This is a genomic window from Kitasatospora aureofaciens (assembly GCF_019192735.1).
Taxonomy (GTDB): Bacteria; Actinomycetota; Actinomycetes; order Streptomycetales; family Streptomycetaceae; genus Kitasatospora; species Kitasatospora aureofaciens_A.
On sequence record NZ_JAHTKP010000115.1, the window covers coordinates 1 to 10,346 of the forward strand.

Consider the following 10,346-nt stretch of genomic DNA (forward strand, 5'->3'; position numbering starts at 1 on the left):
GCCAAGGCCGGCGAGTTCGACCACTTCACCGCCTGACCCCACGTGGAGCGGCGCTGAGCGCGGTACTCCTGTACTGGTTGGCGGAACGTAGGCCGTGAGCCGGGCCTGCGCGGGAAGCGCAGGCCCGACCCCCTCCGAGAACACTCCGCGTCGTCAGCCGATCACTACCGAGTGGGGCAAGGGATCGATTGTTGTTCCGCCCGACCAGCGTTCGGCCCCAGGCACGAAGTAGCCCCGCCCGTACACCGCTGAGGGACGACGCACGGACGGGGTTCACGCCCGCTACTGGTCGGCTGGCTTCCTGGCAGCGGGGTCTCGCTCACTTAGGGGTCGGCACCGGGTTGTCCGGCGTGTCCAGCCAGACCATCTGTCCAGTCGGGGTGACCGTGAGCCCGAAGCGGTCGAATCCGGGGCGGCCTTGATCGACCCACCAGCGCCATGCGGCGGACACGTCGTCCCACAGTCGGCGGGGTCCGGACTGCGCGATCTCGAATTCGGTTCGGTCCGGCTCCCAGTCGGCCGTTGCCCACGACGTGACAGCCGTGTCATGGAGCCACAGCGTGTAGGAGCCGTCCGCGTACCGTTCGGTCAGCGGGAACGCCTCGGGCACCTGCACGCCGATCGCGAACATGTCGAGCCATCCGCCGATCTCGTCCGGCGAAAGGCCGGTCGTGCCGCGCTTGCCGTCGGCTGGCCATGGCCCGGACAGATAGGTGAGGCTGTTCGGCCGGTCGGTGCGCTGCTGGCGGAGCCGCATGAAGGCGGACGACGCCACGAACGGGCCGCTCGCCGTGCCGTCGTCGCCGACCGTGAGCCGGACCAACGCCTCTCCGCCGTACTCCGGCCCCCACGGCGCGAGGATCACCCCGCCGGGCAGGGTCTGCTCCACCCAGGCGTGCGGGATCTCCCGGACGGAACACGTGGCGATCACCCGGGCATACGGCGCACCCTTCGCGTAGCCGGCTGCGCCGTCGCCGACGATCGGCAGCGGAGCGTACCCCGCCCTTTCAAGGCGTCGTTGCGCGGCTGCCGCGCTGCTCGCGTCCACTTCCACCGTGACGACGTTGCCCGATCCAAGCCGGTGAGACAGAAGAGCAGCGTTCCACCCGGTACCGGAGCCGATCTCCAACACCCGTTCTCCGTCGCTGACTTCAAGCGCTTTCAGCATGGAGAACACCATCGTCGGCATGGAGTTGGACGACGTGGGAACAGCGCCACGGTTCACGCCCAGGTGGTCACCGTCGTCCCACTGCGTCGTCAGCGGGATATCCGAATAGACGGCGTTCCACCAGGCGTCCGGGTCCGTCTTCCGGCTGACAGCCTCACCCTGCCGGACCCCATCGGCCATGCCGGGCCAGACCGTGTCAGGCACGAACAGGTGGCGCGGTACAGCGTCGTACGCCCCCAGCCACTCGGGGGACAGCGAACCGTTGTCGATGAGCGCGGAGGCCAGCCGCGTACGACCGGCCTCCGCTACGTTCTCGCTGCTCATCGACTACTTGCCGTCCGCCGGACCCTTGCCGTCCGAGGTGTTGCCACCCTCGGAGGACCCGCCGCCGCCGTGCTTGTTGCCGCTGTTGCTGTCGTCCTGCGGGCTACCACCCTTGCCGTCGCCGCTCCCGCCGCCGTGCTTCCCATCACGCGTGGGCATGGACATGTGCTGTCCTTCCGTTGTCGGTCAGGCCGAGAGGGTTCCCTCAGCCTGTCGTGCACCTTGCCGGCCCGTCCCGGCCGGATCCTTCCCCAGGCGGCCGGGACGGGAGTCTGCGAGGGCCCAAGAGGGCTCAGCGGTACGGGTGGTTGGCTTCGCGGCAGCCGGGTCAACAGAGCCGCCCGTCGCTGGCGATCCTCGGGCGTCAGGGGCGCTTCGGTGTGTCCCTCGGGGGTGAGGACCGGCCGGGGTTCGGCGGATTGCTTCGGGGGCCATCCGTGCCCCCTCAGCCACTCGAACGGGTCCACCGGCACAGCCGGTTCGCCGCCCTGGTCGCCCTGGTCGTACGGCACGGGCCCACCGAGGAAGTGAGTCCAGCCCGGCGGCAGGCACTCCGGCTCACTCGTCATCCGGCACCGCCAGGCACTCCCCGTCGTCGAGGTGCCGCTTCCGCGCCCTGGAGAGGTGTCGCCCGATCGTCGGGTAGTCGTCCGCCGGGTACCGCTCCTCAGCGTCGGCGAAGTAGGCGCAGGTGGGGCACTGGTCAGCGTCCGGGTGGCGCTCCCCCGGCGTGCGCTGAGCGATTTCACGGAGCGACACAGGCCACCTCCCGGCAGGTGAGGTTGTGCTTGTCGCGCAGCGCCTGAATGTCCCGCATGGCAGCCTTGTCCCGGCTCTCCGGGGGCTGCTCAGCGAATACGGCGTCCATGCGGTCGAACGAGCGGCACACGGGGCACTTCGGGGGCCTCACCGGTCTCGTCATGCGGCTTCCCCGTCGGGACACACTTCCGCGCCGCAGGTGCAGGCGGGCCACTCGCGCGGCGGCCCTTGGTCGACCACTCGGGCGGAAACCTCAGCGCCGTAGTCCTCCATCGGGTCGAAGGAGGCCGATGTCTGGCGACGTGCCGCCCTGTGCTCGAACAACGTCCTTGCGCCGCCGCTCTCTGCTGCCATTGGCCACTCCTCCTGCCGAGTTGTCACCAAGATCTGACAGTCACCCAGGACGGTGGAACCTCACCCAAAGGACACTTCAGAACGTCCCTCGCGCGGTAGAACGTCCCTACAAGAGCCCGGGGTCTGTGGGGAGACAAGCGAGATGCCAAACGAGAGACTGAAGACCGTTATGGCGTCCGGCGGTTGGACGTGCGCTGCCCTGGCGGAGAAGGCCGGCGTGGACACCAAGTCGGTTGAGCGGTGGGCCAATCAGAACCGGACGCCCCGGTTAGGAACAGCCCGCTTGGCTGCCGAAGCCCTCGGAGAAGACATGTTCGCACTGTGGCCGAGCCTGCGGCAGCCACGCGCTGCACGGGCCGTGAGCCCCGAACTGGTGGCCCTCTACCAGCAGCGGGCCGACCTGCCTGCGCCCGTGTTCGTGGACTTGCTCGGGAAGGCCACGGAGCGCATCGACGTGCTGGTCTACGCCGCTGTCTTTCTCCATGAGGCGTACCCACGGCTCAACGATCTACTTCGTGAGCGCGCCGCCGACGGCTGCGCGGTCCGGATTGCTCTTGGCGACCCCGACAGCGAGAACGTCCGACAGCGCGGGGAGGAAGAGAGGTTTGGTCACGGCATCGAGTCTCGGTGCAGGCTTGCCCTCATGCACTACCGCATGCTTGTCGGCATCCCGGGTATCGAGATCCGTACTCACGGGACCACCCTCTACAACAGCCTGTACCGGGCAGATGACCAGGTACTCGTGAATGCACACGTATGGGGTGTCAACGCCTTCGGAGCCCCGGTCTGGCACCTGCGACGGACCGGCACAGGGACGCTGTTCGACACCTATGCTGCGAGCTTCGATGCAGTGTGGGACTCTGCTCGACCGGTTGAGGAGAACTGATCACATGGCACGAACCGAGTACTACGACGATCCCAACGCCCCCAAGCCAAATCGGCTCGTAGTGGCGGCCTCTGCCGTGGTGACGGACCACGAAGGACGCATCCTGCTCCAACGGCGCACCGACAACGGGCTGTACGCGATGCCCGGCGGGACGATGGACCTTGGCGAGTCGCTTCCGGGCACGGCTGTCCGAGAAGTCCGGGAGGAGACCGGCCTCGATGTCGAGATCACTGGGCTGGTCGGCACGTACACCGACCCTCGACATGTCATCGCCTACTCGGATGGTGAGGTCCGCCAACAGTTCAATGTCTGCTTCACCGCCCGCATCACGGGTGGGGAACTCCGGATCTCCAGCGAGTCCACCGATCTCCGGTTCGTGGGCCCGGATGACATCGGTGACCTGCCGATGCACCACACTCAACGGCTCCGGCTTCAGCACTTCCTAGAGCACAGGACAGCCCCCTACCTCGGTTAGGCCAGCAACACAACCGCTACGCAGCACAGGGAAGGTAGTCATGGAAGATCTCACGTGGCAGAAGTCGAGCTTCAGCGGAGACAAGGCCGACTGCGTCGAGATCGCCACAGACGGCGACCTCATCTACCTCCGCGAATCCGACGATCCCTCCGCCATCGTCACCACCACCCGCGCCAAGCTCCACGCCTGGATCCGCGACGCCAAGGCCGGCGAGTTCGACCACTTCACCGCCTGACCCCACGTGGAGCGGCGCTGAGCGCGGTACTCCTGTACTGGTTGGCGGAACGTAGGCCGTGAGCCGGGCCTGCGCGGGAAGCGCAGGCCCGGCCCCCTCCTAGAACACTCCGCGTCGTCAGCCCTCCGTACCGCTGCGGAGTGTCGGGTGATGGGGTCAGGTCCCGACCACCCGCTGACCCCCGGGCAGCTCCAGCGCATTGGAGCCCCGGCCGCCCGTCAGGCGACGGGCGGCCGGGGGCCAGAGGCAGGAATCTCCGCATCAGGGCAAGGCGTTGCCAGGGTCATCCAGCCAGACGGACTGTGCGCCGTCGATACCGATGGCCACGCCGAACCGGCAGAGGTCCGGCTTACCCTCCTCCAGCCACCACAGGCGGGCGCTCGCGATCTCGTCCCACAGCCGTCGAGGCCCGGATTGGTGAACAGCGCCCTCGCCGTCCCACCTGGCATAGCGAACCGATGCCCACGATCCGGCACTGTCGGAGAGCTGCATGCGATAGGTGCCACTGGGATCGGCCTCATCCCAGACGTGTTCGTACCTGACGCCGGGTACCCGCAGTCCAATAGCAAAGGCCGCGTTCACATCCTCCAGCGCCAAGTCCGGGTCCATCGAGGAAGGGCCCTGGTAGTCAGGTGTGTTGGCCGGGCCTGTCACCGGGTGGGGACGCTGGTCCCGCATCCACATGAAGCTGACGTTCCCGACGAACCGGCCATGCGAGGGCTCGCCCGGTTCCCCGACCACCAGCCGCAGCAGTCCGGCATTGGCATACGGGGTGCCCCACGGGGTGACGATCACACCGCCGGGGCGAGTCTGCTCGATCCAGGCACACGGCACCCGGCGGACGGCGGCCGTCGAGTGGATCCGGTCGTAGGGAGCGGCGTACGACCACCCGGCCAGACCGTCCCCGACGACGCGCTTCGGCGAGAACCCGGCGGCTCCGAGCCTCACCGCCGCCTCGGCGGCCACGGCCGCGTCCACTTCGACCGTGGTCACCTGATCGTCGCCAAGCCGGGCGCACAGCAGAGCGCTTGTCCACCCGGTTCCGGTGCCGACGTCGAGCACGGTGTGCCCGTCCCTCACATCCAGGTGACGGAGCATGTCCGCCACCAGGGACGGCATGGACGCCGACGACGTGGCGACGCCGGGCCCGCCCTCGATCCCGTCGTCCACCTGTGTGACGACCACACCGTTGGCATTGACCAGCGCCCACCACTCATCCGGCTCGTCGGCACGGGTGATCCGCCGGTAACCGGTCGGGGCGTCCTCGTCCAAAGCCCACACGGTGTCCGGGACGAAGGCAGAGCGCGGGGCGCGCTCGAACGCGCCCCGCCACTCCTCGCCCAGCCCGCCGGCCTCGGCCAGATCTGCCAGCAACTGTGCGTACTTTTCCATCAGTTGGCGCTCACTTCTTCGGCGGGGTGATGGGCTTAGTCCACTGACCGTCCGACTCCTTCGGGGACTGCTTCTTGTCCCCGGATTCGCCGCCCTTGCCGTCTCCGTGCTTCCCCATGCCGGGGGCTCCTCTCCCGTCGGTCGTGCAGGTCAGTTGGTGCGGATCATCACGGCGGCGTCCGGCGGCATCGGGCCGGGTCCGGGCGGCCTGTTGGGCCGGGCGTGGGAGTGCTCATACTGGTGTCTCCTCACACTGAGGCGTTCCGGAGCACCGGTTGGTGTCCGGGCCGTTCGGTGTTGCGGGACCCGCTCCGGCTGCTGCTCTGCCAAGATCCGGCGGCCGGGGCGGGAGTCTTGAGAGACCCAAGAGGGCCGGTTCTCCATCAGCAGTACGGGTGGTTGGCCTCACGCAACCGGACCAGCAACTCCACCCGCCGACGGCGCTCCTCGGCCGTCAACGGCGCCTCGCTGAACTCCTCCGGCGTGAGACCCGGCCTGGGCCCAGAGAAGCGCTCAGGGGACGGATGAGCCTTCATCCACCCGAACGGTTCTACGGACCCGGCGCCCCCGGGGCCGTTCAAGGCCGTCTGCGGGTCATCGTGGCCGCTCACGCAGCACCGTCCGGGTATAGGCACTCGCCCGAATCCACGTGGCGCTTCCGGAGGACCCGTACGTCCGTCATCTTGGATCCGTCGTACCCCTCGGTGTCCCGGAACGCCTGCTGCGCCATGGCGTCGCACAGATCACAAGAGGGGCACTTGTTGGCGTCCGGGGCAGGCTGGTCCGGGACCCGCAGCGCGATCTCACGAAGCGACATAACCGACCGCCTTCCGGCCCTGCTGCCGCTCGGCAGCGCTGATCACGCCGGGATACGGACCAGCCGTCAACTGCCGTGAACTGGTGGTCATAGCTCAACTCCCGCGCCGATCGAAGTCATCGGTCAGCACGCTAAGCGCACGAGAATCGCTGACGGGCGCGTGATTCTCGAATATTCCAGTGCAGGCAGCTGAGGTTCGCGGGGATTCCTCAGCCAGCCCCGAGTGCCCTACGGCACCGCGAGATGACCCTGTGAGCATCTGAGCCGTAGACAGCTGTGCCGGCCAGCGCCTCCCAGGTGCGCAGGTACAGCGCCACGTTGTCTGGCTGGTCCAGCCACAGCTCCGCGTGCCAGTCTTCGACGATGACGAGCCGTTCGTCATATATCCAAAACCCGTTTGCGGGTGGCAACTTGAGCGACGCCTCGAACGGCACGATGCCCAGAGAGACCGTGTCCAGCCCGATCACGCCGCTGAGCCGGTCAAGCTGCGCAGCCATCACGGCCGGTGGGCAGATCAGAGCGCGCAGCGCAGCCTCCCACATGACGATGTGGTACTGCTTGCCCGGCCGGTACAAGCTTTCCTGCCGCTGGATACGCGCTCGCACGGCGTCCTCGACATCGCGTGGCGACTGGTGGAGGTCGACGTACGCGCTGAACACGTGCCGGGCGTAGTCGGCGGTTTGGAGCATGCCGACGACCATGGAGCTTGCCCAAGCACGCATGACGGTCGACCGTTCGCACTCGACCGTCAGCGTGTCCTGCACCGGCCTGTGCCCGGCGGCCAACTGCCGTCGCCAGGAACGTGAGTGCGACTCGAAGGCCTGTAGCCTGGCCACCAACCCGGCCGCCGCATGGGGCTGACCAACGCCCTCGGCCCACGCCTTGAGGTCGTCGCGGGTGGCCGTCTGCCTGCCGGTTTCCAGCTTGCTGACCTTGGACTGTGGCCAGCCCAAGCGGCCGGCCAGTTCCCGACCCGTGAGACCGCCCTCGGCGCGCAGCTCGCGAAGCTGCAGGCCGAGGGCGATTCGGGCGTGTTGGAAGTCGGTGCTCACATGCCGGACGGTACCTCAGCGGCAAACGCCCGGTGCGGGGTGGCGAAGTGCCAGGCAGCGTCCCGCACCTGGCAGGCGCGAGCCACCTGAACCGGGTCGGTGATCAGCTCCACGCTGGTCAGATCGTCGTCCTCGTCGAAGTGCAGCAGGGCGATCACACGCGAGTCGAACAGCCAGGCGTCCTCCTTCGGAAGGCTCAGACGGTCGGCGTCAGCACGCCAGAGGTACCGAATGTCCTCACCGACGGCACAGTTCCGCACGGCGTTGTCGAGCAGGTATCGCTGCCCAAGGGTGGGCGGGTTGTCCATGATCCGCACCCGCTCGAACCGCTTGCCCAGGGCCGCTTGTTCGCGGCGCGACCGACACCAGGGGTCCTCCAAGTCCCATCCGGCATCCTGTCCGGCAGCGAACCGGCCGTAGGTCTCCGTCCGCTCGTCGGAGCGGTAGCGGCGACGGGTCTCCAGCCGGAAGGCCGTGTGCTGGAAGCTTTCAAACATCCTCTCGAACTCTTCGAAGCTGATCAGCACGGGCTCTCGGTCCACATCGCGCGGAGCGAAGTCGGCGAGCAGCACGCGCGGCACGATCACGAATCCCTCGCCCGGCTTGACGTTGCGGAGTTGGGCCACTTCGTCGGGATCGGTCACGGCATCGCCCTGCACCAACACCTCCCCGGTCTCCACGTCTTCGTAGAGCGTCGGGCATCCGTCGTTTCCTGAGTTGCTTCCGATGTACCGCAGTCGTCGGCTCACAGCCGCTCCCCTCGCCGTCGGACAGGCTGAATCAGGATGCCTTGGAACCGCTCCGGAGCGAAGGGCCGATTCTCGAATATTCTCCTGCGGCAGCCGAAAGGCCCCCGCCCGGCCCTGGTGAAGAGCCAGACGGGCAAGGGGCCGCTCAGCAGTCCCGGTATGGCTTCCTGCGCCACAGGCCCCGGCCGTCCTGCCACAGGTCAACTGTTCCTAGAGAAGCCGCAGGAGGCAGAGCTGGCGACGCCCCCTGCGACCCCACTCCCACTGTCTCGCCTGAGGGGGCCGGGCTCCTGCCCTGTCGATGGGACGGCAGGGCAGAAGCACCCATCACCTTCTCCACCTGCGCAGGAAGTCGACCTGGCCGACTTCCTGCGCACCCTCTGAGAGACGTTGGAGCCCCGGCCGCCCGTCACGGGACGGGCGGCCGGGGTTGTCGTAGAGCATCGTCAAGCCAGCAGGCCGAACCTCGCCGGGTCGATGCCCGCCCTTCGTCAGCTCCTCCAAACTGATGGCAGCGGCTCCCGATCGTGCTGCCACTCCCGTGTTGGACTAATGATCTCGCGCCGGAATGGCTGCACTGGGCCGGGCCTGCGCCGGGAGCGCAGGCCCGGCGTCCGCAAACATTCAGCTCCGGTCAGCCATCCCTCCTTCTGCGCAGGAAGTCGGTCACACCGACTTCCTGCGCAGAAGGATCCGAACAACCGCGCCTCTCGCCTCCCACTTCGATGCGGTCTGTACCCCTACAGTCGCCAACGCGGCCCTCCGCCTCATAACCATCGGCCCAGCGTTCCCAACACTGGTGGCACCTAGAGTCGATCGACTGGGAGTTCGGTGTACTCCTTGCGGAGTTGCTCGATCACAGGGTGTGTATCGGGGAAGGTGGAGCCGTCCACTGCGCCAACTGCCCGGACGCCGATGCCGATGTTGGTGGCGAAGGCGGCGTCGAAGTCAGCAAGGTCGCCAAGCCGAACAGTTGCGGTCGACGACGGGTGGACCTGACGCAGCAGCTCCATCGTGGTGCCGACCAGGCATTCGGCATCCGGCCAGATGACCTGATCTCCCCTGATGAAGCCGACGTTCCAGGTGCCGCCCTCGGAGATCAGGGACGCGGCGTCTGTAAAGAGCGCGTCGTCGAAGCCGGCCCGCTGAGCGTTGCGCCGGTGGCGGAGCGAGCCGAAGAGGCCCACGCTCTTCACGGCCGGCATGTCTCGTGTGTAGACCACGGACTGCACACGCATCGCAGGACGCGGCAACGGCCCAGCCGGACGGGTGGTCACCAGAACGTGGGGGTGGGCGTCGCCCCCGACGTGCCCGAGGTCGAGCGCGGGATCGAAGACCGTCACCCTGACCACGCAGGCCCCCGAAGACGGCACGGCGCGACGGGCGAAGTCCCGGACGCGGTCGAGATCGAGATCCGCGTCGAAAACAGCACGGCAGTCACGGGCCAGACGCGCCAGGTGTAGGGAGAGGCCGCGCACGTGGCCGTCTTCCACACGGATCGAGGTGAAGTGCCCGAAATTCGTCAGGGCAAGGGCCTGGAGGCGGTCCAGGCTGATCGGGCTACCGTTCAGTTCCGCCATGGCGCCAAGCATGGCATCAGCCCTGGAGAGCAGGGCGCGGTTCCAGTCAGTGGGGCGCCGAAGTTCGGTGAACGTTCAGTGCCGGGGCAGCGCCAGGACATACCGACCGGTCACCTTCAGCCCTCTCCGAGAACACTCCCCCTGCGATCCTCCCTACCTCTGCGCAGGAAGTCGGGATGGCCGACTTCCTACGCACAAGGAGCCCGATCTCCCCGTCGCTGCTTCGGCCCTGCCGAAGCAGCGACGGAAAGAAGTCTGTCTCGCCTCCGTCTCCGCCGTCTGAGCAACCGCGTTCTCGCTCTGAACTCAATCGGGAGAGCCCGAGGGCAAGCTCTGGAAGACCCGCAGGAGGCAGAGCTTGCGATGCCTCCTGCGGTCCCACTCCCACCGCCTCGCCTACAACGGCTGTGCTTCTGCCCCTGCCGACGACGGCGGCAGGGGCAGAAGCACCCATCGTCTTCGCCTTCGGCGCAGGAAGTCCTGCGCCGAAGCTCAGAACACGGCCGTCGCCGCTTCGACGGGGCCGAAGCGGCGACGGGAGCGACCGAGCGGGAG

At 67.7% G+C, this 10,346-nt stretch carries 12 protein-coding genes; 3 read left to right on the forward strand and 9 right to left on the reverse strand.

Going from position 1 to position 10,346, the window contains the following annotated elements; translation table 11 throughout:
• Positions 1-319 precede the first annotated feature (319 nt).
• The 4 genes from KV557_RS40730 to KV557_RS43845 all read right to left on the reverse strand — a co-directional run bounded on the left by KV557_RS40730 (position 320) and on the right by KV557_RS43845 (position 2,360).
• On the reverse strand, positions 320-1,492 hold the full coding sequence (locus tag KV557_RS40730) for a methyltransferase domain-containing protein (protein ID WP_218207124.1): 1,173 nt from the start codon (positions 1,490-1,492) through the stop codon (positions 320-322).
• A 3-nt stretch (positions 1,493-1,495) separates the two neighbouring features.
• On the reverse strand, positions 1,496-1,651 hold the full coding sequence (locus KV557_RS40735; protein WP_218207126.1) for a hypothetical protein: 156 nt from the start codon (positions 1,649-1,651) through the stop codon (positions 1,496-1,498).
• Positions 1,652-2,050: 399 nt separating this feature from the next.
• Positions 2,051-2,251 carry a hypothetical protein gene (locus KV557_RS40740; protein ID WP_218207128.1) on the reverse strand — a complete coding sequence of 67 codons (201 nt, stop codon included), beginning with the start codon at positions 2,249-2,251 and terminating at the stop codon, positions 2,051-2,053.
• Positions 2,238-2,360 (reverse strand): hypothetical protein, encoded by a 123-nt coding sequence (locus KV557_RS43845; RefSeq protein WP_256178701.1) that lies wholly within the window; start codon positions 2,358-2,360, stop codon positions 2,238-2,240. The genes KV557_RS40740 and KV557_RS43845 overlap by 14 nt, the downstream gene beginning before the upstream one ends.
• A gap of 387 nt (positions 2,361-2,747) precedes the next feature.
• Here KV557_RS43845 and KV557_RS40745 point away from each other — a divergent pair, with 387 nt between their 5' ends.
• Genes KV557_RS40745 through KV557_RS40755 form a run of 3 tightly spaced genes read left to right on the forward strand, consistent with a single transcriptional unit; the run spans position 2,748 to position 4,201 of the window.
• A complete protein-coding gene (locus KV557_RS40745) occupies positions 2,748-3,491 on the forward strand; it encodes a helix-turn-helix domain-containing protein (RefSeq protein ID WP_218207129.1) in 744 nt (247 codons plus the stop codon).
• Between the two features lie 4 nt (positions 3,492-3,495).
• Positions 3,496-3,966 (forward strand): NUDIX hydrolase, encoded by a 471-nt coding sequence (locus KV557_RS40750; RefSeq protein ID WP_218207130.1) that lies wholly within the window; start codon positions 3,496-3,498, stop codon positions 3,964-3,966.
• Positions 3,967-4,006: 40 nt separating this feature from the next.
• Complete coding sequence (locus KV557_RS40755; RefSeq protein WP_218207131.1) at positions 4,007-4,201, forward strand: DUF397 domain-containing protein; 195 nt, start codon at positions 4,007-4,009, stop codon at positions 4,199-4,201.
• Between the two features lie 261 nt (positions 4,202-4,462).
• Here KV557_RS40755 and KV557_RS40760 read toward each other — a convergent pair whose 3' ends face one another.
• The 5 genes from KV557_RS40760 to KV557_RS40780 all read right to left on the reverse strand — a co-directional run bounded on the left by KV557_RS40760 (position 4,463) and on the right by KV557_RS40780 (position 9,791).
• On the reverse strand, positions 4,463-5,593 hold the full coding sequence (locus KV557_RS40760) for a methyltransferase domain-containing protein (protein WP_218207132.1): 1,131 nt from the start codon (positions 5,591-5,593) through the stop codon (positions 4,463-4,465).
• Positions 5,594-6,200: 607 nt separating this feature from the next.
• The gene (locus KV557_RS40765; protein WP_218207133.1) at positions 6,201-6,410 is read right to left on the reverse strand and encodes a hypothetical protein; all 210 of its coding nucleotides are present in this window, start codon (positions 6,408-6,410) and stop codon (positions 6,201-6,203) included.
• A 209-nt stretch (positions 6,411-6,619) separates the two neighbouring features.
• Complete coding sequence (locus tag KV557_RS40770; RefSeq protein ID WP_218207134.1) at positions 6,620-7,462, reverse strand: helix-turn-helix domain-containing protein; 843 nt, start codon at positions 7,460-7,462, stop codon at positions 6,620-6,622.
• Positions 7,459-8,211: a DUF6879 family protein gene (locus KV557_RS40775; protein ID WP_218207135.1), complete on the reverse strand. Its 753-nt coding sequence runs from the start codon at positions 8,209-8,211 to the stop codon at positions 7,459-7,461. The genes KV557_RS40770 and KV557_RS40775 overlap by 4 nt, the downstream gene beginning before the upstream one ends.
• A gap of 806 nt (positions 8,212-9,017) precedes the next feature.
• Positions 9,018-9,791: an aminotransferase class IV family protein gene (locus tag KV557_RS40780; protein ID WP_218207136.1), complete on the reverse strand. Its 774-nt coding sequence runs from the start codon at positions 9,789-9,791 to the stop codon at positions 9,018-9,020.
• Between the last annotated feature and the right edge of the window lie 555 nt (positions 9,792-10,346).